Source organism: Vibrio sp. 1249-1, assembly GCF_033340495.1.
On sequence record NZ_JAWOWJ010000004.1, the window covers coordinates 42,439 to 68,193 of the forward strand.

The window sequence follows — 25,755 nt, forward strand, 5'->3', positions numbered from 1 at the left end:
GTTGTTAGTTTATCTCCCTATTCCTTTTCACTACAACAAACGTATTGTTTTCGAAACCTTTTTCCAATGTAAACAGGTCAGATAATTGAGCGACTAACATCAGTCCGCGACCTGAGGAGGACCAACTATCGTCATCCATTAAGTTAGGTGCCTCAATCTGTTTATTTTTATGTTGGATGAACGTCTTTTCATTGATCGGCGCTCCGCAATCAGAGACTCTCAGTTCCACGAAACCGGACACTTGGTCATCCCCAACCCTACACTCCACTTCAATTGGTAGGCCATCTATTTCACTGTAAGAATGAATATAAGCGTTATTCATGAGTTCAACGACACAAAGCTCCAATGATTGAATTGCATTTAAGGGGATTTGATGACCCATCAAAAACCGAACAACGTCTTTGCTCGCACTTCGTGAGTGAGTAAGGGAGCTCCCGTAAGTTCGTTTAAATTCGCTCTTTGACATTCTTTTCCTTAAAATCGAGCCTCTCACCATGCCATTTTACCTGTAAAAGGCTGGCATCATCATCAAACTCATCTTCGTTATGCCAAGATTGTACTTTTTTAAAGACGTCTCCCACTTGGTCTTCAACTGTCAGCGTGCAAACAGCTTTTATACTCGATGCCAATCGTTGTAGTGAAAACATCTCCTCACCCTGCCTCGCTTCAATCAAACCATCCGAATAAAGCCACAATGCATCGCCCTCATCCAGACTAATTTGGTTACCGATATATTCCATCGGCTGCATTGCACCAACGATAAAGTTATCGTCACCTATCTGTTCCATCGTTTTCGTACTCGTTCGCCAAACTAAGATCCTGGGGTGGCCAGCCGTGCAATAGCTAAGTTGCCCTGATTTTGTGTTAAGAATGGCGTAAGCCATAGTAAAGTAAAGTTGACTGTTTCTAGTTTGCTGATAACGCCGATTTAGCCGTTCAATCACAGATGCAGGCTCACTTACGCAATAGCCGTCATCTCTCAACTCCATCGTGATCGAATCAGGCCCCTGACTTTGAGATAGCGTCTGTTGAATAGAAAAAGCCATCAAAGCTGAAGAAATACCATGACCAGAAACATCAAATACATAAAACGCAACATGTCGTTCATCGAGCTCCAAATACCCCAACATATCACCACCAATCTGGGAGCATGGTTTGTAGACATAGCTAAAATTTACATTCTGAATAGTTGATTCAGCAGGGAGTAGTTGCTCCATCAGATGACTAGCAGACTGTAGGTCTTGGTGAATTGTTTGATAGGCCGCATCTAGCTCTTTATTTCTCTCAACGAGTTTGTTGTGCAGTTCTAAAGTACGAAACCCCGCACGGATTCTGGCCTGAAGTTCCTCTACAGACGTCTTCTTATCTACGAAATCATCTGCGCCAGCATCAATGCCTTTCACGATCGAACTTTGGTCATTTCTAGAAGACAGTAGAACAAAGAAAATGTAACGTTCGCTAACTTTAGATTTTAATTGGCGACACAATTCAATACCATTAATTCTAGGCATCATTAAATCGCTCAGCACAAACTGAATATCAGGGCGGTGGGTTAGCACTTCAAGCGCCGCTCTTCCGTCTTCAACTGCAACCACTTCATAGCCTTGCTTTTCCAATGCACTGCTGATGTAAAGCAGTACTGTTTTACTGTCATCGACCAAAAGAATGGGTTTCATCTTCCTCCTTAATACAGTTGCTATACTGGCTAACGCAAAACACTAGTCACTGACTGCTCATTTCTAAAACGGCTGTAGTCTTCGGCTAATAATTGGTGTTGATATCGAGTGTAAGACAACGCTTCATTAGAAATTAGTATCTGATGCTCTTTTTCGATTAACTGACTTTGCAGCCTTTCAATCTGTTCATCCTGCTGTATGTAATTGAGGTACAGTGCGAATAGACCAAAAACCGAAACCATTAACAGGGCTATTAGAATATTATTGATAGTTTTCACTTGAATACTCATGACCTCTCCTTGTCTATTACTAGACTTTCCATGATGAAAGAGAGCGTCTACGGACCAAGAGCTCGAGGCTCTAAAACGCAACGAAGCAAATTGAGGTTGTTTTTCCAATTATAGGCGATAGGAGAAAAAATAAGAAAAATCTGAGAAAATTTGAATATCCTGCTGAGTTAAGAATCGGTAAGGTGGTAGCAGCGAGCTATCATCCACTCGCTGCAATACATTAACTCTGAAATGCAGGTCTAGCTAAAATTTGGTTATACCATCGAGCAATGTTTGGCGACGTCGATAGCACATCAATTTCTAGGCCTTTAATTGCGAAACTGATCAAAATAAAGCCTGTTATATCGACGATAGTAAAATGGTCTACGGCGATAAAATCATTATGTTCAAGACGCTTGTCTAAGACGGGCAGAAATTCGTAGACGCGTTGTTTTGATTCTTCGCCCCATGCTTCAACGCAACGTTCTCTGTCTCCATAAACTCCGGTCATGTTTCGAAACGCCTGAAATGCCGCATTTAGTCCTTGGAACTCCACCACACGATGCCACATTTCCACCTGAGCACGTTCGAGCTGGTTAGCACCAAACAGCGCCAGATCATTTTCAAACGCTTCATCTAGGTAGCGACAAATCGCCACGCTTTCACAGATCGTCGTACCATCATCCAGTTCTAGTAGAGGCACTTTGCCGTTCACGCTTTTCGATTTAAACGGTTCAGATAGGTTATCGCCCTCACGAACGTTCAGCGCAATTCGCTCAACCTCGCCACCGATTTCCTTTAGAAAAATGCTAACTCGCTTACAACTTGGAGTCATTGCGGTTTCATAGAGCTTCATTTCACATCCTTTTATCTTTTTCTAACCGATTGGTTAGGATATACTGTAGTCAGTTTATAAACGATCAGTCAAGAACTTCACTATCAAAAATTTTCAAACAGTTGTGGGTCTGTTTGCTGAGCGAGATTTTTGATGCCGTTTGTGAGTTCACATGAATTTGGGGGCTGATACCCAAGAATAGATGGGTATTCATCATATTGGTTCAGTTCGAACGCTAGAGGTTCTCTGTACCATCCCTCCAAAGCAATTTAATTACCCGATAAGCAGACCCAGGCAGGTAATTTATGGCAAGAAAAGCCAACTTCGACCGAGATGAAAAGCTTCTCGTGGCTATGGATGTGTTTTGGCGCAAGGGCTTTGCGAACACGTCTATCTCGGATCTCACCGACGAGTTGAACATCAACCGGTTCAGTCTTTATAACACCTATGGTGACAAGCAACAGCTCTACTACGAAGCGCTCGATACTTACTTAAAAAAAGTCTCGCTACCGTCACTGAATGATTTGGAAAAAGACGACGCGTCTTTACCTGAGTTGGAATCGTTCCTTAAATCTTTTGCTGAGCTGCAACGCAAACGGAACTGTGGGTGTTTTATTCAAAATGCGTTGATTGAGCACGCTGGCGAAGACGATGACGTACTGCGCAAAGGGCATTTTTTGTTTGACCATCTTATCGACATCATTGCGGATGCGCTGACCAATGCGCAAAAGGAAACCTTAGTGCCAAAAACGCTTAAACCAGAAGAGCTTGCTCGTTTTGTTCTCAACAACATGCAAGGTATGCGTGTACTTGGCAAAGCTAAACGTTATGCCGACTTGGATACCGCGCTTTCCTGCTTGCTGGTTTTGATTAGGAAGTGACATGTCGATTGAAGTGATAGCAGTACGTCTTACCAAAGGCATGGACTTAAAGCTGAGCCTTGCGAAATTGGTCAAGCAGCATGGTATCAAAGCTGGCTCGATTGCCTCATGCGTTGGCTGTGTCTCTGACCTCAACCTTCGTTTGGCAGGTGCAGAGAGTACGTTAACCAAACATGAGCCATTTGAAATCGTCTCTGTGATGGGAACTCTAACGCCTGAACATCAACACGTTCATATCTCGGTGTCTGATCGTGAAGGACGAGTTTGGGGTGGGCATTTAATGGAAGGCACGGTTATAGATACCACCGCGGAATTGATCATCCATTCTTACTCAGAACTTGAGTTCACTAGAGCGATGGACGACTCGACTGGCTATACCGAACTACAAGTGAACCCTTCCAAATAATTAAAAGCTCCAGAGCCATACTGTGCTGTCTCTGGAGCTTTATTCGCTTGTCTCTTACGCTAAGAATTTACTCATTTCGAGCAAGCTAGTTTCGAGGGTCATTCTTCGACTAAGTAACAAACCTGATTATCGTCGACTGTTACTTGCCATGTTTTTAGACAGTGCGCATCGTCTTCTAAACACTGCCCACTCTTTAAACTGAAGTGCTGTTTATACAGTGGTGATGCAACACACATCTCACCATCAATATCACCGACAATCCCTCGACTCATCACATAAGCCTTACCAATTGGGTCCCAATCCTGAACAGCGTAAACACCGTTATCAGGAATGTAGAATAACGCCACATGCTCGCCTTCAATCAATACAGTGGCACCGATAAACGGCATTAAGTCATCAAGCTGACACAATTTCACTTTGGTTAAAGCTGCCATTTACACCTCCTGTTTCACGGGAATACGCTGACCGCGCACACGTTGGTACGGCAAGACTTTGCTGCCCGACGTGCTGTTCAAGAAAGGACGGAAGCGTTGCAATTTTTGAGGATTATCCAACGTACTCTTCCACTCACATTGATAGGTATCTACGACTCGTGCCATTTGTTCATCCAAAGAATCACATAGGTTGAGAGAGTCATCCAAAATCACTTGTTTAAGGTAGTCTAGGCCCCCTTCCATGTTCTCCATCCACACTGACGTGCGCTGTAAGCGATCAGCGGTGCTGACGTAGAACATCAAAACTCGGTCAATCATGGTGATCAACTCTGATTTGGATAAGTCGGATGCAAACAAATCAGCGTGTCTTGGTCTCATGCCACCATTACCACAAACGTATAGATTCCAGCCGTTTTCGGTGGCGATCACCCCAATGTCTTTACTTTGCGCTTCTGCACACTCACGAGTACAGCCCGATACGGCAAACTTAAGCTTATGGGGCGATCGCAATCCTTTGTAGCGGTTCTCTAACTCGATGGCTAATCCAACTGAATCATCAACACCATAGCGACACCACGTAGAACCGACGCAAGATTTCACGGTGCGGACCGACTTGCCGTAGGCGTGCCCTGTTTCAAAACCGGCATCAATTAAGGTTTGCCAGATTTCAGGAAGCTGTTCTAACTGCGCACCAAATAAATCCACGCGCTGACCACCAGTGATCTTGGTGTACAGATCGTACTGCTGAGCGACTTCACCTAGTACGATAAGTTTGTCTGGTGTGATTTCGCCACCCGGAACACGAGGCACAATCGAGTAAGAGCCATCTTTTTGTAGGTTCGCCATAAAGGCATCATTAGAATCTTGCAGAGATTGATGTTGAGGCTCCATGATGTGTTCATTCCACAAAGAAGCGAACACAGATGCCGCTGTCGGCTTACAGATATCACACCCATGCCCTTTGCCATGCAGTGCGATTAAGGTGTCGAAGTCTTTGATTTGTTCCACTTGGCAAATATGGAACATCTCTTGGCGACTAAGCTCAAAGTGCTCACAAAGGTGGTTGTTAACCTCTACCCCCATGGCTGCCAGTTGAGTATCCAATACCGACTTCACCATATTGCTACACCCACCACAGCCAGTACCGGCTTTGGTGTTGGCTTTAAGGTCCGTCAGGTTGGTAGTGCCGGCTTGAATCTCGGCAACTAAGTCACCTTTTGTGACGTTGTGACAAGAACAGATGATGGCGCTGTCTGGCATCTCTCCATCAAGCATTCCGGTATCAAACAACAGGTTCGCGGCGTGGTCTGGCAAGACTGTTTTGTTCAAATAACACTGTAAGAGCGCATCGTAATCGCTGTTATCACCGACGAGAATCGCACCAAGTAATTGGGTGCCGCTCGCATCAACCACCAGCTTTTTGTAGATGCCTGCTACCGCATCTTGCAAGACCATTTCTTGTGCGCCTTCGGTTTGCATTTGTGCATCTCCGATAGACGCCACATCCACCCCAAGCAGCTTGAGTTTGGTGCTCATGTCTGCACCTTTAAAACCTTCGCTTGGCATTCCAGTCAGGACATCAGCAGTGGTTCTTGCCATGGTGTAACCGGGTGCGACTAAACCAAAGATCTTTTGCTCCCAAAGAGCACATTCGCCAATCGCATAAATATTCTCATCGCTGGTTTGGCATTGATTGTTAATCACAATACCGCCTCGTTCGCCTACTTCCAGCTCAGCCAGTTTTGCCAGCTCATCTTGAGGGCGAATACCTGCGGAAAAGACAATCACATCCACTTCGAGAGGATCTTTGTCTTTAAACACCATACGATGCTTAGCCGTTTCACCATCGCAGATTCGTTCCGTACCCGTCGAGGTATGTACGGTTAACCCTAGCGCTTCAATCTTCTCTTTTAGCACTAAGCCAGCACCATCATCTAACTGTACGGGCATCAGGCGAGGTGCAAACTCAATGACGTGAGTTTCTAGCCCCAACAGTTTGAGTGCGTTTGCCGCTTCTAAACCCAACAAGCCGCCGCCAATCACTGCGCCTGTTCTTGCACCTTCACATGCCTTTTTGATCTGTGAAAGATCATCAAGCGTGCGGTAGACAAACACGTTGTCGCGGTCTTTACCTTCAATTGGCGGCACAAATGGGTAAGAACCGGTCGCGAGCACAAGTTCGTCGTAACCCAGCACATCTTCACCATCAAGGAGAATGCGCTTTTGCTCTCTGTCGATGCCTGTTACTTGGCTGCCAAGTACGAGTTGGATGCCATGCATGTCGTACCATTCTTGGTTACTCAGCATCAAATCATCATGAGACTTACCCGCAAACAAAGAGGACAACTGTACACGGTCATACGCGATAAAGCGCTCTGCACCAATCACGGTAATTCGGTGCTCCAAATGCGCGTTTTTCTGTACTAATTGCTCGACAAGGTGTTGCCCGACCATACCGTTGCCTACCACAACGATGTGGCTCAATGCGTTCTTTACTGGAATCGTTAAAGGACTGTTCATCGCTGCCTCCTTATGCCGTTTGCGCTGCGGTTTTGGGTTTGTCTTCTTTCGAAGCAGGAATCTCGACTTTGGATTGCTTCTCGTAAAGGAACTTCAACACCGCTTGTCGACACTTCTGATACTGCGCATCATCCGCCAGTGCTACACGCTCACGAGGGCGAGGTAGATTTACTTCTAACACTTCTCCAATGGTTGCTGCCGGTCCATTAGTCATCATCACGATTTTGTCAGATAGCAGCACCGCTTCATCCACGTCATGGGTAATCATGATGACGGTATTGTTTAGCTCGGCTTGAATCTTCATCAGTGCATCCTGTAAGTGCGCACGAGTCAACGCATCCAGCGCACCAAATGGCTCATCCATCAGCAAAACCTTTGGTTGAAGTGCCAGTGCTCTCGCAATGCCGACTCGCTGCTTCATACCGCCCGAGATTTCATCCGGCTTTTTGTGCGCAGCATGCTGCATTTGAATCAACTCCAAATAGTGGTTCACTTGTTCCTGAATCCACGCTTTGCCCTTTTTGCCGGCAATTTGTTTTACTGCAAGCTCAACGTTTTGATACACGGTTAACCAAGGCAATAATGAATGGTTTTGGAATACCACTGCGCGGTCGGGTCCCGGCCCTGCCACCTCTCGTCCATCGACTATTACGCCGCCGTCTGTTGGCATGTGTAGCCCTGCGACTAAGTTTAATACCGTTGATTTACCGCAGCCAGAGTGACCAATTAGGGATACAAACTCACCTTTATTGATTTGTAAATCGACGTTCTTAAGCGCGATGAACTCGCCATCTGGCGTTGGGAATCGCATCCCTAAACGCGTTAGATCTAATAATGCTTTTTCCATGATCGTTTCCCTTATCTCAACGCTTGTTGTTTATTCCAAGACAGCCACTTTTGAAGTTGCAGCATGCCTCTATCGAGCATCAAACCGATAAAACCAATGGTGATGACTGCCACCATGATGCGCCCCAATGATGCCGAGCTGCCGTTCTGGAATTCATCCCAAACGAACTTGCCTAACCCCGGGTTCTGAGCGAGCATTTCTGCCGCAATCAACACCATCCAAGCGATACCTAAAGAGAGACGTAAACCTGTGAAGATCATTGGAATGGCAGAAGGTAAAACGATAGTGCGAATGTGCTGCCACCACGAAAGTTGGAGCACTTTGCTCACGTTGATTAAGTCTTTATCAACGCTCGTTACACCCACAGCGGTATTAATCAGCGTCGGCCATAAGCTACATAGCGCTACTGTGATCAGAGAGTTAATGAACGACTTAGCAAACATCGGGTCATCACTCACATAAGTGGCACTTACAACCATGGTAACGATGGGTAGCCAAGCTAAAGGTGATACGGGCTTGAGCAGTTGAATGATTGGGTTGAACGCTTGATACAGCCCTTGATTAAGACCAAGCACGATGCCAAGCGGAATCGCGATAATCGTCGCCAGCAGAAAGCCCGCGGTCACAGTCACTAAGCTAGTCACGATTTGGTCGAAGAACGTCGGTTTACCTGTGTAAGGACGAATCTTCACTTCCGCGTCTGGATTCTTCGCTAACTTCGCAGCATTGCGCTTTTCCTGACGCTCGATAAACGCTTGTTCCTTTTCTCGCTCTTGCCAATGGTCATCGACAAGGTTGCTGAACTGCTGAAAAGTTTGCACAGGTCCCGGTAGCGTACCTAATGAAGTTTGCACTTCTCTCGCTGCTAAGTGCCACATTGCCAAAAAGATCAGCAAGCCAATGACGGGCAAAAGCACCAGCCGACTTCGGTTCACTACCTGCTTAGCAGGAAACAGGGAAATGACATTACTAGACATACTCACTCCTAAGAAATTTACATCCTTGTTGCCACAAGCGAATTCCCTCGCCTGTGGCGTTTATCGTTATGGTTAAACCTTGTCTTTTCCTTTAAGCCCGATAGAGAACTTCTCTAGATATTTATTTGGCTCGCGACCGTCATAAACGATGTTGTCGATAAAGTGTGTTTGTGGCGCACGGAAACCATCTTCAGCACTAAAATCTGGGAAGTCTTTTTTGCTCAACACACCATCTTCAATTAGCGCTTGAGCTGCTTGTTTGTAGATATCTGGACGGTAAACCTCTTTCGCCACATCCATGTACCAATCATCGGATTTCTCGCTTGAGATTTGTCCCCAACGGCGCATTTGAGTCAGATACCAAATCGCATCGCTGTAATACGGATACGTGGCGTTATGACGGAAGAAAACGTTGAAGTCTGGCACGTCTCGTTTGTCGCCTTTCTCATATTCAAATGTGCCCGTCATTGAGTTGGCGATAACTTCGGCATCGGCTCCGACGTATTCGCTTTTTGATAGCATCTTCACTGCCTCTTGGCGGTTGGCATTGTCGTTTTCATCTAACCAATGTGCCGCTCGAATCAAGGCTTTCACTACGCGAATGTGCGTGTTTGGATACTTCTCAGCCCAAGCTTTAGAAACACCAAATACTTTCTCTGGGTTGTTCTTCCAGATCTCGTAATCGGTCACGACTGGTGTACCAATGCCCTTGAACACAGCTTGTTGGTTCCATGGTTCGCCAACGCAGTAGCCTTTGATTGTGCCCGCTTCCATTGTGGCTGGCATTTGTGGTGGCGGTGTAACACTCAAAAGAACGTCAGCATCCAACTGGCCACTGTTATCGCCTGATTCTGGTGCGTAAAAGCCTGGATGAATCCCGCCTGCCGCTAACCAATATCGCAACTCATAGTTGTGCGTCGATACCGGGAACACCATGCCCATGTTGAACGGTTTGCCTTTATCCAGATAGCTGTCGACCACAGGCTTCAGTGCATCCGCTTTGATTGGGTGAACAGGTTTGCCATCTGGTTGTTTTGGAATGTATTGCTTCATCTGCTCCCAAGTATCATTGGAAACCGTGATTGCGTTGCCGTTCAAATCCATACTGAACGCGGTAATCACTTCTGCTTTTGTGCCGACACCAATCGTCGCGCCCAATGGCTGACCAGCAAGCATGTGCGCGCCAGCAAGCTCACCGTCGATGACTCGGTCTAAAAGCACCTTCCAGTTTGCTTGCGCTTCTAAAGTGACGTACAAGCCTTCGTCTTCAAAAAAGCCTTTCTCATAAGCAACCGCCAGCGGTGCCATATCGGTTAACTTAATAAAACCAAACTTCAGGTCTTCAATTTCTGGCTCACCCAACTCTGCCTTTACGCTGACCGTGGTGAATACCGATAACGAAATTGCTGACACTTTCAGCATCGAACTCCATTTCATTGGTTTGCTCCCATAAAAAAAGCGCCACTACTCCGAAGAGCAGTAGCGCCGTTGCTAAGTCTACAATTACCGCCGTTGATAATTGAGATAAGCGATTCAACAATAAACCCAATTCTACTATTCCAATTACTGTGCCAACTTATTTTTCACATTAAATACAATAAGTTAGTATATCTTGCCGTTTGTTATTCCCTGTTATTGCTTGCTGATAGTGCAACACGCACCACGTTAGAAAACGCACTCCAACCCCAAAGTGGTAGAGCAACTAATCAAGCACCTCCAAAGTAGTTATCAAATTCTTGGCAACTTGTGCGAGCGTTTGGCTCGATTGCATGGCTGAATTTCTAAGTGCTTTATAAGCCTGTTCTTCATCAACGCTGTGCATCTTCATCAGCAGACCTTTGGCTTTTTCCACCAGCTTGCGCTCTTCAATCTTATGGGTCAGCGATTCAATTTCCGATTGCATACTTTCGAATTTCGCTCTCACTAGTGTCGCATGTTCAATCCAAGGCTGAAGCGCAAACTCACTATCGTGCGGCATGAGCACATAGTCCATTTTTTCTGATAACCGATTGATATCATTAGATGATAACTGCTTTAAGACGATAAGAAGTGGTGCCGATTTTCTGCGGCAGAAATCGACGATCAAACGCAGTTCCGCGGTTGGTTGCTGCCATCCAACCACAACGCTTGCTGACGGTTCTCGTTGCATTAACGTTTCTAGTTGTGCCAATTGGCAACCGATGATGTTGTCGTAATCTTTGCTCAATAAGCCGGACAATCGAGCCTGCTCTTGGAGGCTATCACAACATACTATGATGGGTGTTTTTGACGTTGATTGAGTCATGCACATTCCTTGTTTATATCTCACTCACTAAGAGAGACATAACAAGGAATGTGCCAACTAAAATAGACGCGTTTTAACTAGAGGCGAGATGTTCTTTGAAGAAGCCGAGTGTGCGCTCCCAAGCGAGTGCTGCTTCTTCCGGTGCGTAGCGTGCTGTTGAGTCGTTATGGAAGCCGTGGTTGACGTTCTCATACATTAACGCTTGATACTGTGCGTCGGTTGCGATCAATTGCTGCTCATAAGCAGGCCATGTGTCGTTAACACGCTTATCGAGCCCTGCAAAGTGAATCATCAACGGCCCTTTGACTTGCTTTTGGATCTCTTGCGCAGCTGGTGTTCCATAAAAAGGCACACCTGCATCGAGCTCTTCAGGCATTACCGCTGCAAGCATATTGACAATGTATCCACCGAAGCAGAATCCAACCGCGCCCAATTTACCGTTGCCACCCTCGTATTGTTTGAGGAAGTTAGCGGCTGCAATAAAGTCTTGTTCGATCTTGGCTCTGTCCATCTCTTTCTGCATGGCGCGACCTTCATCGTCGTTCCCCGGATAGCCGCCGAGTGGATAAAGTGCGTCTGGAGCGAAAGCAATAAAGCCATCTTTTGCAAGTCGTCTTGCGACATCTTTGATATAAGGGTTCAGACCTCGGTTTTCATGAATCACCAACACAGTCGGCGATTTTAAAGTCTTCTTCTGTGGCATCACCAAATAGCCGCGACCTTCTCCATGTCCATTTGGAGATGGAAAGGTTTCGTACGTTGCCTTGATGTCAGGATCGTTAAATGAAACTTGTTCTGCGAGTGCGTAATTAGGGGTTAGCGCGTCGACCAGTGCTGTCATGCTAAAGCCAAGCACAGCAAGACCACCCAGCCTATTAAGAAACTCACGGCGCGAGATTTTTCCGTGGGCGTATTCGTCGTACCAATCGAAGGCTTCTTGCGGGATCGGGTGAGAAGCCTTTTCACTAGGAGTGGTATGCTTTAGAACCATTATCCATGTCCTCTGTGTCTTACCATATGGGATTTTCTCATTCTCAAAAGCGCAGCGAGAAACGAACGCGATTGAGGCTAAAACTGCGGTTTCACCACTCTGATACGGAGCAAGGTGGTGAAACACATCATTGGCGAGCTAGGATCTTTTACCTTCTTCAAACAATAGATAATGGATTCAGATTCAACAACTTTGCGTCGTTGGTTTTACATTAATTGACAATAGTGCGTTATTGCTGGCCACAATAGGCTTGCCAGTAGGAGAAGGCGCGTTCGAATGCTTTTTCCCTGTCGTGCATTTGTGCAAACAAGATCACTGTCATCGTAGCGAGAACCGTATTCGCCATTTGGTTCATGTCATCTTCTGACGTCCCAAACGGGCAGTTCGCAGGCATTGGCACCTCAGACAGCATTTGCTCCGTCCAGTAGTGCGATGTCACGCCGCTTGTTTGGCTTAACCATACTGTTTGGCTTACTTTCGGGTTGTATTCTGACTCACCCGATTGTCCTTTGAATGACACAACAGCGTGAGCGGTTTGACCGATCTCGTATTCGACTTCTGCATGAAGTTGTTGGAAACCAGGATGGAAGCTACCACGAATACCAACCGTTGCTTGCCCCGGATTCAATGCTCGAACCACGGTATTAATCGGCGTTCTAAGCCCATAACGATTCTTCCAACCGATCATGGTTTCTGCTTGTGGAGCAAATGCGCTGAGCGGTAGATACACGATGTTTTGTGTTTCTAAGACACGCTTTGCTTCTTCTGCTGATTCCGCTTTCTCGATAGCAAATTTGTCGAGGTAGTCTTCAGCGTGTAAACGACCAGATTGACGGTCGTGATATCCGTGCATCAGCACTTTGTGGCCATTATCGGCAAGGATTTTCGCTGCCAACAGATGCCAAGGCTGACCTGCCGCTTCACGTTTGCCCGCATAGCATGGCCAATCAATATCTGCACCAATAGCAGGCATGCGGGATTGGAATGCTTTCACAAAGCCAGCGATTTCTTGTTGAGTCTCGTTCTGTACGCGGATCAGCATCAATAACATCGCCATCTGATCATCATCGCACTCACCGTTTAGGTATTCATCCATAACTCGAAACGCTTGGTCAAAGTTCAGTGGTTTTCTACCACGTTCGCCACGACCGACTGTTCTAATACACTCCAAAATGCTGCTCATATTCCCTCGTATTCCGTCACTGACTGTACGGTTTCTATTAGTTGTTCACGCAGTTTGACAACTTCTCCCATCACAATCAATGCTGGGCTCACGCCTTTAAGTGTAATCGATAAATCATTGAGCTGATTGAGTTGTGTAACGTGCACTTGTTGTTGAGGGCTGCAACCATGAGTGATGATCGCGACAGGGAAATCTTCTCTCAAACCAGAGCCTATTAAACCCGTTTGTATTTGCGATGATTTTTCTAACCCCATATAGAAGACTAACGTTTGTCCGCTTTGCATCAGTTGGCTCCACGCTTCAAATGCGCCTGTTACCACTTGCCCCGTCACAAAGGTAACGCTACGAGCAACGCCACGATGAGTCAGCGGAATCAAGCTGTTTGCTGAACATCCAATCGCAGCGGTAATGCCGGGAATGACTTCGTACGCGATTGAGTGTTTGACGAGTGCTAACGCCTCTTCACCTCCACGGCCAAATACAAAAGGATCTCCCCCTTTTAAGCGTACAACTCGCTTTCCTTGTTGAGCGAGCGATACCATCAAGTCACAAATTTCTTCCTGACCAATACTAGGTTGTCCGCATCTTTTGCCCACGTAAATCCAATCGGCTTGTGGCGAAGCCAACTCCAAAATATCTTTGTTAACCAAACGGTCGTACAACAGTACCTCTGCCGACATAATCGCTTTCACAGCCTTTACCGTTAACAAGTCAGGATCGTGCGGCCCTGCTCCGACAATCGAGACAAAACCTTTGTGGTTCGCGTCCAGGTCTAGTGAATGGTCTTCTAAAAGTTGGTTCAGTTTGCTTGCTTGATCATGCTTAGAAAAGCGAGACGAGCGTTCTTGTTTCTGACTCGCTTGTCCTTTCTTAAACCAAGACTTTTGATAAGGCGCTTCCATGTGCTTATCCTCTTTATGACTTACTTTATTTGAATAGCCAAACTTTGCTGGTTCGCTTGCTGTTTGCCCTTTTGATGCTGATGGCTGTCGACCATTTGTTTGATTTGAGAGACGCACGAGCCACAGTTAGTACCGCATTTGAGTTTGTTTTGAAGTTGGGTCACTGACGTGCAGTCTTGTTTCTCCATCGCGTCATGTATTTGTTTATCGGTAACGCGGAAACAACTACAAACCAGTTTGGCACTGCTTTGCGATTGAGTGATGGTAAGCAGTTGCGATAGCTCCATCGGCTTGCCAATCAAGCCGGTAAAGTTGGTGTAGTCGGTTTGAATCGGTTCACTAGACACCACCAAAACAGAGCGAATGATACGCACGTCTCCAACAAGGTCATAGTCCACCGCTAGCCAACCTTGGACAATATCTATCGTAATTCTGCGGCTCTTTTCCGTTAGACAAAAACTCTGCTTCTTTGGTCGCTTATCATGTGCAAAGCGCCAAATGCCCAAATTGCTTTCTGCTTGAAATGCGCTGTAGAGAAATTTACCGGAATCAAACTGTGTACCGATGAACATACCGTAGGTTTTGACCGCGGCGTCTTGCACTTCAACATAAGACGACTTAAATGCAGGCTGCCCTGAAATAGGGTCTTTTGCGCTGTTTACTATCGCATTAACACTGCTTTCACCGCCATATCGACCCGCCCAGTGCATTGACATAAACAGCTCCTGAAAACCCAAACCTTCATCAATGGCAACTTTGGCATAAATACCGGTGTTTGAAGCAGGCTGAAACAGCTTGGTGAGCTGTCCTGCTTTTAAGCGATTTTGAGTGGCAGAGAGCGTGTTCATGTACACGGTTGGTTCTAACTCTGATGCGGCAAGGTGGGCGATATGCCCTGTGCGCGTCATGGTATGCCATTGGTCACGTTGCCTGCCCGTATTGAGCCACCAGCCTTTTGTTCTTTCTAAGCGCGTTGGAGATTCACTGGTCACGACAAAACGCGCTTTTCCATCTGGGTGTGAATAGACGCCATCAGCAAAAGGGCGCTCTCCTCCCCATTGTGTCGGCACCCACTCTTCGTATTCTTGCTCGGTTAAGTTGGCGTATTGAGAAAGATCTAGCTTCAATGGCGAATCTGCATTCATGCCTGTCATCGCGGCATATTCCCTGAATACCGCCCGCTCAGAAGTAAACGCAAAGCCATTTTGTGTCTTTTCCAATGCACACAGAGCTTGCCCAACTTGGCTTATCGCCCACCAATCTGATTTTGCTTCACCGGGAGGCGTTTGAAACTGGCGCTGCCTTGAAAGTCGACGCTCAGAATTGGTCACCATGCCTTGCTTCTCCCCCCAGCCAGCGGCGGGTAGCAATAGGTCCGCGTAATGCGCTACATCCGAATCCGCTGTGATATCGGAAACAATCACAAACGGACAAATCTCTAGTGCACGTTTTACCAATTGGTTATCTGGCAAAGAGACAACAGGATTGGTTGCCATGATCCAGAGAACTTTAATCTCACCACGTTCTACCGCCTCAAACAGTTCAACAGCTTTTAAACCGGGCTGAGTGGCAATTTCTGGTGAATCCCAAAACGCCTGCACTTGCTTTATAGACTTTGCGTCAAAAGCACGATGAACCGCTAACTGGTTTGCCAATCCACCGACTTCTCGCCCACCCATCGCATTGGGCTGACCTGTAATAGAAAACGGCCCACAACCTGACTTGGCAATTTTACCCGTCGCCAAGTGTGCATTAATGATTGCATTGCCTTTGTCGACGCCATTTTCGGCTTGGTTTACCCCTTGGCAAAACAACGTAATTGCGGTTGGGCTTTGCGCAAACCATTGGAAGAATGTCGTGAGTTTTTCTTCTGAAATGCCAATGGAAGACGTCAAATTAGTGACATCGTAACGCAAATCAGAAACTTCTTCTCTAAGTGCATTAAATCCGTCGGTATAAGAATTTATGTATTCAGAATCAATCAATTGTTGTTCAATAAGAAACTTGAGCAGCCCATTGAAGAGTGACACATCACCATCGTTTTTAATCGGTAGATGCAAATCCGCTTGCTGTGCGGTGACCGTTTCACGCGGGTCAATGACCACCAGCTTGAGGTTAGGATTGTTTTCTCTCGCTTGTTGAATACGTCGGAATAAAACAGGGTGCGTCCAAGCGGTATTAGCACCGCAAATGATCAATAGCTCAGTCTTATCAATATCGTCGTAATTGACGGGAACGACATCTTCACCAAATGCTCGTACATGAGCCGCAACCGCCGAAGACATACACAAACGCGAGTTCGTATCGATGTTTGCGCTGCCAACATAGCCTTTCATGAGTTTGTTGGCGACGTAATAGTCTTCCGTTAACAACTGCCCTGACACGTACATCGCGATGGAATCCGGTCCAAACTCCGCTTTCGCTTGATGAATCTTTTCAGCAATCAGATCCGTGGCTTGTTGCCATTGCACCTCTTGCCCTTGAGGTCGTTGCTTGGTGACAAGCTTTGGATACAACAAGCGCGAAGGCATATTCAAGCTCTCTGCCAGCGCGACACCCTTCACGCACAGTGATCCCGCATTTGCAGGATGACACACATCCCCAACGATTCCTTTCGTATTGACCTCGACACCACATCCAACACCACAATAGGGACAAGTGGTTTTTTTGCATCCTTGCGACATAACACCTCCAGTGCGATTCAGCCCAACTTACTAGCAAAAAAAAGCCTCTCCCGAATCGAGAGAGGCAGCAATGCCTTTAACGCTGTTAGTACATTTTCAAAAAGTAATACCCTATACCGCTCTCGCCTGCTATTAAGAGCGGCGCATCGAGTTATCGATGAACGTTTATGTAAAGCAAGTGAGGTGCCAAGATTAAAAACCCTTACCATACAAAGGGTTAGCTTAAAACCAATTATAGCAACGTAATGCTACGCACTGATTGTGTGCAAATTTCGGTCATTATCGTGCAGTATTACTTTACTAATTCCATAACTAACCTGGATTCTTCGTCACCAAAATAATGCGCTTCTTCTTCTAACGTTTTAAAGCCAAGGGAGAGGTATAAAGACAATGCAGGTTGGTTCTTAGGATCGACAGTCAATTTCACGCTTGAGCCTAACGTCAACGACGCAATAACGTTTTCTAGGAGGGAACGCGCAATACCTTTACCTCTATGTTGAATATCGACGGCCAATGACATGATCCAATATTGATGTGCATTTGTGCTAGTCGTTAGCAATATATACCCTGCGACCTGCTCTCCCTCTTTTGCTACCAGTAAACTCTCTCCCCAACAATCAAAAGCTTGCCGAAAGAAAAATTGAGGATAGGCGTGTTCTCCAAATAAAGTATTTTCGAGCTTATATATGGCAAATAAGTCCTCTTTTTGCGCAGACAAGATGTCCATTCAATGACTCCTTCTTTAACATGAATGGCAGCAGTATACCTAAATCTCATCTAAATGACGGGACACAAACATCTCAATTAAGTGCTTAAGAAATGTAATATTCTTCCTGAAAATTAGGCCTAACTCACTTAGAACATACATCCGTGATTAAGTTTTAACCGCAAAATCAAAAACCACACAAGATGAAAATTTCAATACATATAACCATTAAATGCATTACATTTAAGAACTTTATTCTGGTTTATTGAAAAATTCATAGTTGGATAATTTACAACCACCCCAAATTCACAGCATTATTCACCAAGCTTCGCGTGTGATAATAAACACTAAAACCTTTACCATTTTCAGCATTATTATTTTTATAAAAGCGAGTTTTAAAGTGAAAGAATCTCGAAATGCCTTAAATCCTAGTGAAATAAACACAACCACAGCTTGGTCAAAACATGATACACATTGGGTTCTTAGCCTATTTGGAACAGCCGTTGGCGCAGGCATCCTGTTTCTGCCAATTAACCTTGGGATTGGTGGTTTTTGGCCTTTAGTCGCGATGGCAGTACTTGCTTTTCCAATGACCTATCTTGCGCACCGTGGCTTAGCTCGTTTTGTACTATCTTCTAAGATCAAAAACGCAGACTTCACTGATGTAGTGGAAGAGCACTTCGGCGCAAAAGCAGGTCGTTCTATTTCACTGCTGTATTTTCTTTCGATCTTCCCGATCCTGTTGATATATGGGGTTGGAATAACAAACACAGTAGATAGCTTCATGGTAAATCAGGCTGATATGGCTTCTTTACCTAGACCTTTGCTTTCTGGCGTACTAGTGTTTGCACTAATTGCTATTATGATGGCGGGTGAAAAAGTAATGCTACGGGCCTTTGCCATCATGGTGTTCCCACTTGTTGCCATTCTTGCCTTTCTATCATTTTACTTAATACCGAACTGGACCATGCCTGTCATGGATGTGCCAGAAGCGTCAGCTTTTGCTAGCACTATGTGGTTAGCAGTTCCTGTAGTGATTTTCTCGTTTAGTCACGCAGCTGCAATTTCAAGCTTTGCAAATGTACAACGTCGCCATTACGGTAAGCAGGCAGATGCCAAATCCGAAGTTATTCTTCGTCGCACTAGCATTATGCTGATTGCCTTTGTTCTTATTTTTGTATTTTCCTGTGTACTAACACTGTCACCTGAACAATTGGCTCAAGCAAAAGAACAAAACGTATCCGTATTGTCTTACTTAGCGAACGCAACCGATAATCCATTTATTGCAACACTTGGTCCTTTAGTAGCGTTTGTTGCTATCACTTCATCTTTCCTTGGGCATTTTTTAGGTGCGCGTGAAAGCTTAAATGGTTTAATTAACAAGCATTTTAACCTATCTGAGAAGCGTGTTGATCGTATCAGCGTGGCAGCACTGTTCTTCTCAATCTGGGCGGCCGCGATCATGAACCCAAGTATTCTTGGTATGATGGAAGCATTGTCAGGGCCTGTTATTGCAATGATCTTATTTATTATGCCAATGTTAGCGGTGTATAAAATCGAGGCGATGAAACAATATCGAGGAAATGTCTCTACTTACTTTGTTCTAGCAGCAGGCATTGTGGCGGTAAGTGCATTGATTTTTAGCTTCTTCAGCTAATAACTAAAGACTAGCTTGGATTTTCAGGGGAATACCTTACACAAGGTTAAGGTGATTCCCTGAATTTTCTTACTCTTTAAAAGGTAATCATCGTTACGCTTGACTCTTAAATAAGAGCGAAAACACCCGCAATCATAAGTACTGAAGCGATGCAGGTACGGCCGATAATGCCGAAGTGCGAAGGTTGAATCATTTCATTATGCATAGTTAATCTCCTATTTATTATAAAAGCCATTTTTTATTGGCTTAATAACACTATGTCTAATATCCAGTTTTTTAACAACCCATACAAACATTAAATATTTATGACAGAAACGTAATTTTTTACACTTCGCCCTGATTTTGAGCGATGAATCCGCGGCTTAAATCATTAGATTGAGTCCACCGAATATGCTCGCCTACCTGTCATCGTTACCTTATCTATACCATCGCCTAATCATTGCATAAGTTTTCAATAGATTTTGTTTTATAAATCATAATATTATAGAGATCCTTCTCGTATCTCACTCCTAAAACACTTTGCCACTGGGAATCCATCCGCACGTAACCAACAAGAAATGGTAGACTTAACTGGTATTCGGTTAAGAGATCACATTTTATTAATACGCTCATGCACTTCTCAATTAAAACACTGGCTTGCGCACTTTGTACTGCACTTGGACTTTTCTTGCATCCCACCAACGTACTGGCGAGTACCGAAAAGCAAGCTTATCTGGAAGAACACATTTCAGCAGAAAGCAAGCCCATGTTAAAACTCTACTTTCGCTCGATGGGTAAGCCGCGATCAATTCAAAAAGATGAGTTAAATGCGCCACAGAATGCATCAGCGGAGTCTCTTGCTCTGTATTACTTTGCACGCAAGTACCTTAAGCGTTACGAAGGCGTTCCATTACCGAAAGATATGCCCGATTTAATCGAATTCGGTAAAAAGCACCATTTGGAATGGGTCGTCGCTGAAGCACAGCTCAATAAGGCTGTAACAATGATTGAGCAAGACGATAACTGGAACGCAGAATTGTTACTCCATGACGTTGTTTCTACAGCCCGTGATCTTGGTTATCTAGCATTAGAAGGCCGTGCTTACCGCTGGTTAGGCAATCTAGAAGTATCTCGAAATCAACTACGCAGTGGCCTAAAATATTATCGCAATGCCTATGAGTTATTAGAAAAAACAGTATTTGAAATACAAGTCGCGATGACACTGAACAACATTGGGACGGTCTACATCGATGCATCAGATTGGGCTCGGGCCAACAGTTACCTAACGCAAGCTCTCGACACTTACCTAGAGAGCGAATATCAATACGATAATAGCTTTTTTATGGGGGTTATCTACGCAAACCTTAGCATCGTTCACTCGAGCCTCGGAGATAACAAAAAAGCGGAATATTATTTCAATGAAGCCATTCGACTTTCAATGCAAACGGGGTCGGACACAGTCAAGCACCACTCTTTATCCAGCTTTTCACAAATGTTGAGCTCGGTAGGAAAAATTGATGATGCATTAATGGTCGCACAGCGTTGCGTAGACCTGCCCATTCCCAAAAATCTAGAAATGCTAAAAACGTCTTGTTACGAGGCATTTGCAGAGGCTTACCTCGCAAACAAACAATACGATAAAGCTATTACAACAGCACTTAACGTTCTAGAACAAACCAAATCAACCAGTGAATTAGAGCTGCGTCAGCGTATTGATATGCTTTCGGTACTGGTAAACGCTCATCAAATTCTTAATGACTATGAAGCGGCTTTTCATTATTTAACCCAATTAAGAGAGCTAGAGGCTGAGTTTTCTCATCATATTCATGGTGAAGAGATGATTAACATTAAGTTTGACCTCGAAGCTAAGTTAGCCCAGAAAGAACTCAAATTGCTAGAAACAAAAAATGCGCTACAAGCCTCTGAACTGCGTTCACAGCGCTATCGAGAAATGTTCTACTTTATCGCTATTGCGGCAATTGGAGTCGTTGGTTTTCGTTACGTACTGCGCGTTAGACGTATTAATAAAGCACTCACTCAAGAAAATACTACCGATCCATTAACTCAACTGCATAACCGTCGCTATCTTCACATTTGGTTGGACAAAATGGCTCGTAGAAGCCCAGATAGAACATTTGCCTTAGCCGTTTTAGATGTCGATCATTTCAAAACCTTTAATGATCAATATGGACACGATATTGGCGATAAAATGCTGACTCATATTGCCACGCTATTTAACGAATCCACCCGCTCTGGTGACCTACTCATTCGTTGGGGTGGAGAAGAGTTTGTCCTATTATTCGAAGTACAGCGAGCCGAAGATTGCACTAAGTTTTTGGAGCGATTGAGATATACTGTTGAAAACACGCCATTGGTGGTTGACTCTAAACCATTAAGCGCGACAATTTCCCTTGGAGCAGTGGACAAACTGTCGGCACAAACAATTAAACAAGAATGGGATCAGTGGTTTTTCTTGGCAGACCAAGCTTTGTATGATGCGAAGCAAGCTGGTAGAAACCAGTTCATCATTCATCCTACATCATAAAAAAGCACACATGAAAAAAAATCTAATCATTATTACTTTTGCGCCTCTATTTCTTATGGCGTGTAGTAATCAGCAAGCATCTCAACTGGGAATGCGCAGCAGCAGTGTCAATGTATATGCCCAGCAAATGAGTAACACTCAACTATGTGAAACTCTCTACTACAACCGTGCAACCAACCAAACCAAAGTGGCGATTGGTGCTGAGTTCAATCGACGTGGATTAAACAAAAAGTGGTGTGATAAAGAATTCGATAAGTTGTACATTAAAAAGTGGATTGATAACGTGCTGCCTAAGGAAAAAGCCGAATCTAAGAAACCAATGGCAACTATTCAACCCGCTTCAACTAAATAACTCCCCTCTTGAAGCAGACGGTACACTCGTATTTTCTGCTTTTCACTTTTCACGCATGCTCGATGCGACATATAAAAACCTCATGGTTTCAGTAAATTAACAAAGACTTATGTTGTCCATCGAACTTTTAATGTAAACAAGTTGTAAATGGTTTTCGTCCTTATTCTTTGTCGTTAGCTTTGTTTGTTCCTGTTAGCGGAATATGAAACAGGAACTAAAAAATTCCAAACAAAGACATGAGGTCAAAAATGGAAATACGCATTAATCGCCTATTTGCTGCTATGTTGGCAGTAGGCATTGCACCTGCCGTCTCGGCGTTTGATCCACTCTATTCTGAACAATGGCACTTAGACAACACGGGGCAAACTGCGTTTGCGGCTAATCCTGCTGTTGCTGGGAACGACTTAAACACTAAGCTCACTCAGGCAATGGGGATTGCAGGTGTTGGTGTGAAAGTTGCCGTCATTGATTCTGGAGTGCAGATCGATCACCCCGACCTTGCAGGTAATATAGTTACAGGTAGCAGAAACTTCGTCGAAGACTCTTCATTCCCACCAAGTTATCCGGTTGATACTAATGGTCATGGCACTGCTGTAGCCGGTTTGATTAGCGCCGTCGGCAACAACGGTGAAGGCGGACGCGGTGTCGCTTCTCACTCTTCCCTCATTGGTTTTAACTGGTTAGCCAACCAGACATTAGAAGGTTGGTTAATCTCCCATGGCATGGACCCAGCAACACGTGATGTTCGCGTATTTAACCAAAGTTACGGTTTCAGCCCTATAAACCCGATTACTTTTGATGAGAGCGACCCTCAACTAAAACTTGAAATGGACGTGATGAAAAACGTCAGCGAGAGTAACGCCTGGGGTCGAGGTGCTGTATTTGTAAAGTCAGCAGGTAATGGTTACCGTTATTTCAATGCAGGGCGATTCTTCGTATTGCCAAGTAACTTCTTTGCTGGTGGAGACAATCAAGGCTTACCGATGCACAACTCTGCTCAGTCTTATGATAACGCCAATTACTTCAATTTAGTCACTAGTGCACTGCGAGCGGATGGTACGAGAGCGAGTTACTCATCGGTGGGTTCGAACGTGTGGGTTGCAGCACCAGCAGGTGAATATGGGCAAGATTTCCCTGCTATGGTCACCACTGATTTAATGGGTTGTGAAGAAGGGCAAAATACCAGTGAAGGCCTTGGCATTAATGGGTTACACGGCGGAACGGAGCTCGATCCGAACTGTAACTATACCAGTACGATGAACGGAACCTCATCGGCTGCGCCAAACACATCGGGTGCCATCGCGGCAATCATGTCAACCAACCACGCACTTTCTGCTCGTGATGTACGTGCTTTACTAGCGGAGACAGCAAAAGTAACGGATAAAGCGCATCCAGGCGTACAGCTTGAATTTACTAACCATAAAGGTGAACAGGTTAGCTACGAGGCCATTGCCCCTTGGCAAAAAAACGCAGCAGGCGTAGATTTCCATACTTTTTATGGCTTCGGCGCTGTAGATTTAGATGACGCGATGCAACGTGCTCGCATGACGAATCGTGTTTTACCAGCTCAGGTCATTACGCCATGGGTTAATAACGCTACAGAAGTAAGTGTACCCGATGCAAGTCTAGTTGGTGGTTCTTCAAGTATCGCCATTGCCGATGAGCTGACAGTAGAATCCGTTCAAGTGACATTGACATTGGACCACGCTCGTCTGCCCGACTTAGCTATCGAGCTCATTTCGCCATCAGGGACTCGTTCTGTTTTGCAAACACCGCGCAATGGTCTTGTTGGTCAATCTCTTGATCCAACGATTACTGGCTACAAAGATCAATTAATGTTGTCTAACCAATTTTATGGCGAAGATGCAAAAGGCGAATGGACGTTGCGAGCAATAGATACGAACGGCGATGAAGCCTATTCTTACATTGCATATTTCAACTCTTCCACCATCTATGACGTTCCGATGGCAAACAACGCTCAACCCGGTGTTATTAAGAACTGGTCGATGCGCATATTTGGACACTAAGGAGTCAATAACATGAAATACAAATCATTTTCTATGCTGGCTCTCGTTATCATGACGTCGAGTGTATACGCAGAGCAACAGCTCTCTCAACAACCTGCACCAGAACTGTTTGTGCCATCAGAAGCGGTTGAGATTAATGGCCAAGATTATCGAAAAGTGCAAACTGGCACTGTTAGAACCCTATCTGAAGACGTAAAACTTCAAGCGGGTGATGAGGTGTTTAAGAATGCGTTTAGTAATGTATCCAAAGCCACAGGACTGGTTTATATCACCGTAAACAATCCTAACGAAGCGAAAGCAGTCGCCAACGAGTTAAAATTAGAAGTTATCTTCGCAGAGGGGGAATCAGCGGTGTTAAAAGCATCTCAAGATCAAGATCTGCTAAGTATTAGCGACTACCTAAATGCAGACAGCCGGGTAAAAGCGTCTAAAATTGAACTAAACAGCGGTAAATACCGTGCACAATAATTCTCTAACAAGAGAAGTTGGCCTGTAAAACCATGCCTCAGCGATTGCTGAGGCATTTTTATGGGTAGGAACAGATACGCTATTATTCTTTAGTAACATTTCGCATAACTAGTATGATACCTAAACACCCTACTCGCCTGCGCCTGTCATTTCTTAAACAAAATAATTTCCGTTCTTAGCTCTTCTTCCGTGGTTTCCTTCGGACTATTCAGATAGCGTTCGATTCCTAAAGGACTGGTTTTGACTTTCATACCACTCTGATGAACCAAGTTCATCGCTAAAGCCCATGCATTTCCCAAAAACTGATATTCACCTCGGTGTTCAACGACAAATGTTTCACTCTCAGGAATGGTACCGGTAACCGCCCCTTGAGGCGCTGGTACTGAGTTATGAAGAGGAAAGCAAGTGATAAACTCGAATGTACCTTTCTGCATATCCATCGACTGGTAATAACAAAACAATTCACCATTCACGGATAGGGTTTCGTCACTAATTAACTGTTCTAGTTGCTGAACATGCTTATCAATTACCGAACCTAATTCCTGCAAGCTAGCCACACCCTTGATCCCAATATAATGAATTTGAGGCAACGTTCGGTTCCCAATTTCGACTAAGTCTGAATGCACTCTTCCGGTTTCAAGCTTACTTTTAAGCATGCGTAACCCACGTTGATAATCCATCTCTATCATCGACTTAAACATACTTTTCAGAAAGAACAGATACCAAGGGACGCGAGATTGCATTTGCCATTCGACTAAACAGCCATTTTGTGACGGCGTCACGATTAGAGTCACCTTTCCATGGCTCTTGATTGGACGAAAGAAATGCAGCTCCATATCTAATCGATGCTCTTGAGTACTTTCCAGTACAATCGCGCCAGTCCCAATACGCTGACCATTCCATTGATAACCAGCTCCAACGTGGCCCTGATTATCACTGAATGTCAGCTCGCAGCTTGGTTCAAGAATGATCCATGGTGACCAGCTGGGCCAGTGTTTGAAGTTCTTGAGATAGCCAATAATTTCACTTTGATTCTTATTAATTTCAATACTTCGGCTGACCTGATAAGAGAGCATAACGGTTCCTCGAGTTTCCGCTTCACTAACTTCAGTCTAATTCAAATTCCAGTTTT

The 25,755-nt window shown here is 44.9% G+C and carries 23 protein-coding genes; 7 read left to right on the plus strand and 16 right to left on the minus strand.

Translation table 11 applies throughout. The features are described from left to right. Positions 1-4 precede the first annotated feature (4 nt). The 4 genes from R7Z50_RS09155 to R7Z50_RS09170 form a co-directional block, all read right to left on the minus strand. Positions 5-466 (minus strand): ATP-binding protein, encoded by a 462-nt coding sequence (locus tag R7Z50_RS09155; protein ID WP_132936415.1) that lies wholly within the window; start codon positions 464-466, stop codon positions 5-7. After that, complete coding sequence (locus R7Z50_RS09160) at positions 447-1,676, minus strand: PP2C family protein-serine/threonine phosphatase (protein ID WP_132936414.1); 1,230 nt, start codon at positions 1,674-1,676, stop codon at positions 447-449. Before R7Z50_RS09160 ends, R7Z50_RS09155 begins: the two co-directional genes overlap by 20 nt. A gap of 29 nt (positions 1,677-1,705) precedes the next feature. Further along, positions 1,706-1,966, minus strand: a complete 261-nt coding sequence (locus tag R7Z50_RS09165) for a hypothetical protein (protein WP_132936413.1) — start codon at positions 1,964-1,966, stop codon at positions 1,706-1,708. A 220-nt stretch (positions 1,967-2,186) separates the two neighbouring features. Further along, positions 2,187-2,801, minus strand: a complete 615-nt coding sequence (locus tag R7Z50_RS09170) for a glutathione S-transferase family protein (protein ID WP_005375905.1) — start codon at positions 2,799-2,801, stop codon at positions 2,187-2,189. A 284-nt stretch (positions 2,802-3,085) separates the two neighbouring features. Between R7Z50_RS09170 and R7Z50_RS09175 the strand changes: the two genes are divergently transcribed. Together R7Z50_RS09175 and R7Z50_RS09180 are read left to right on the plus strand one after the other, a co-directional pair. Further along, positions 3,086-3,661, plus strand: a complete 576-nt coding sequence (locus R7Z50_RS09175; RefSeq protein WP_005375904.1) for a TetR/AcrR family transcriptional regulator — start codon at positions 3,086-3,088, stop codon at positions 3,659-3,661. Between the two features lies 1 nt (position 3,662). Then, on the plus strand, positions 3,663-4,067 hold the full coding sequence (locus R7Z50_RS09180) for a PPC domain-containing DNA-binding protein (protein WP_132936412.1): 405 nt from the start codon (positions 3,663-3,665) through the stop codon (positions 4,065-4,067). Positions 4,068-4,165: 98 nt separating this feature from the next. Here the strand turns inward: R7Z50_RS09180 and nirD are convergent, their stop codons facing one another. The 11 genes from nirD to R7Z50_RS09235 all read right to left on the minus strand — a co-directional run bounded on the left by nirD (position 4,166) and on the right by R7Z50_RS09235 (position 17,616). After that, a complete protein-coding gene (gene nirD, locus R7Z50_RS09185) occupies positions 4,166-4,501 on the minus strand; it encodes a nitrite reductase small subunit NirD (protein WP_047123394.1) in 336 nt (111 codons plus the stop codon). Next, a complete protein-coding gene (gene nirB / locus R7Z50_RS09190; RefSeq protein ID WP_132936411.1) occupies positions 4,502-7,021 on the minus strand; it encodes a nitrite reductase large subunit NirB in 2,520 nt (839 codons plus the stop codon). A gap of 10 nt (positions 7,022-7,031) precedes the next feature. Then, positions 7,032-7,868 carry an ABC transporter ATP-binding protein gene (locus tag R7Z50_RS09195; RefSeq protein ID WP_005450080.1) on the minus strand — a complete coding sequence of 279 codons (837 nt, stop codon included), beginning with the start codon at positions 7,866-7,868 and terminating at the stop codon, positions 7,032-7,034. Positions 7,869-7,879: 11 nt separating this feature from the next. Beyond that, entirely contained in the window at positions 7,880-8,845 is a 966-nt protein-coding gene (locus R7Z50_RS09200) for an ABC transporter permease (RefSeq protein ID WP_053303689.1), read from the minus strand. Between the two features lie 72 nt (positions 8,846-8,917). Beyond that, complete coding sequence (locus R7Z50_RS09205; protein WP_130545592.1) at positions 8,918-10,282, minus strand: CmpA/NrtA family ABC transporter substrate-binding protein; 1,365 nt, start codon at positions 10,280-10,282, stop codon at positions 8,918-8,920. A 265-nt stretch (positions 10,283-10,547) separates the two neighbouring features. Further along, the gene (locus tag R7Z50_RS09210; RefSeq protein ID WP_012842515.1) at positions 10,548-11,129 is read right to left on the minus strand and encodes an ANTAR domain-containing response regulator; all 582 of its coding nucleotides are present in this window, start codon (positions 11,127-11,129) and stop codon (positions 10,548-10,550) included. A 73-nt stretch (positions 11,130-11,202) separates the two neighbouring features. Continuing rightward, positions 11,203-12,120, minus strand: coding sequence for a dienelactone hydrolase family protein (locus R7Z50_RS09215; RefSeq protein WP_009704599.1), 918 nt, complete (start codon positions 12,118-12,120; stop codon positions 11,203-11,205). A gap of 229 nt (positions 12,121-12,349) precedes the next feature. Continuing rightward, positions 12,350-13,303, minus strand: coding sequence for a glycosyl transferase family protein (locus tag R7Z50_RS09220; RefSeq protein ID WP_130545591.1), 954 nt, complete (start codon positions 13,301-13,303; stop codon positions 12,350-12,352). Beyond that, positions 13,300-14,205, minus strand: a complete 906-nt coding sequence (gene cobA, locus R7Z50_RS09225) for a uroporphyrinogen-III C-methyltransferase (RefSeq protein WP_017634211.1) — start codon at positions 14,203-14,205, stop codon at positions 13,300-13,302. The genes R7Z50_RS09220 and cobA overlap by 4 nt, the downstream gene beginning before the upstream one ends. 20 nt (positions 14,206-14,225) lie before the next feature. Continuing rightward, positions 14,226-16,889 carry a nitrate reductase gene (locus tag R7Z50_RS09230; protein WP_318149034.1) on the minus strand — a complete coding sequence of 888 codons (2,664 nt, stop codon included), beginning with the start codon at positions 16,887-16,889 and terminating at the stop codon, positions 14,226-14,228. A 292-nt stretch (positions 16,890-17,181) separates the two neighbouring features. Next, the gene (locus R7Z50_RS09235; RefSeq protein ID WP_017634213.1) at positions 17,182-17,616 is read right to left on the minus strand and encodes a GNAT family N-acetyltransferase; all 435 of its coding nucleotides are present in this window, start codon (positions 17,614-17,616) and stop codon (positions 17,182-17,184) included. A 379-nt stretch (positions 17,617-17,995) separates the two neighbouring features. Here R7Z50_RS09235 and R7Z50_RS09240 point away from each other — a divergent pair, with 379 nt between their 5' ends. The 5 genes from R7Z50_RS09240 to R7Z50_RS09260 all read left to right on the plus strand — a co-directional run bounded on the left by R7Z50_RS09240 (position 17,996) and on the right by R7Z50_RS09260 (position 24,623). After that, positions 17,996-19,252 (plus strand): aromatic amino acid transport family protein, encoded by a 1,257-nt coding sequence (locus R7Z50_RS09240; protein ID WP_017820237.1) that lies wholly within the window; start codon positions 17,996-17,998, stop codon positions 19,250-19,252. A 610-nt stretch (positions 19,253-19,862) separates the two neighbouring features. Beyond that, on the plus strand, positions 19,863-21,776 hold the full coding sequence (locus tag R7Z50_RS09245) for a tetratricopeptide repeat-containing diguanylate cyclase (RefSeq protein WP_025767692.1): 1,914 nt from the start codon (positions 19,863-19,865) through the stop codon (positions 21,774-21,776). 10 nt (positions 21,777-21,786) lie between these two features. Further along, positions 21,787-22,128 carry a hypothetical protein gene (locus tag R7Z50_RS09250; protein ID WP_136976420.1) on the plus strand — a complete coding sequence of 114 codons (342 nt, stop codon included), beginning with the start codon at positions 21,787-21,789 and terminating at the stop codon, positions 22,126-22,128. 248 nt (positions 22,129-22,376) lie between these two features. Then, positions 22,377-24,155 (plus strand): S8 family peptidase, encoded by a 1,779-nt coding sequence (locus tag R7Z50_RS09255; RefSeq protein WP_064369214.1) that lies wholly within the window; start codon positions 22,377-22,379, stop codon positions 24,153-24,155. 12 nt (positions 24,156-24,167) lie between these two features. After that, entirely contained in the window at positions 24,168-24,623 is a 456-nt protein-coding gene (locus R7Z50_RS09260; RefSeq protein WP_064369213.1) for a hypothetical protein, read from the plus strand. A 146-nt stretch (positions 24,624-24,769) separates the two neighbouring features. Here the strand turns inward: R7Z50_RS09260 and R7Z50_RS09265 are convergent, their stop codons facing one another. After that, entirely contained in the window at positions 24,770-25,699 is a 930-nt protein-coding gene (locus R7Z50_RS09265) for an SRPBCC family protein (RefSeq protein WP_115386685.1), read from the minus strand. Positions 25,700-25,755: the final 56 nt, after the last annotated feature.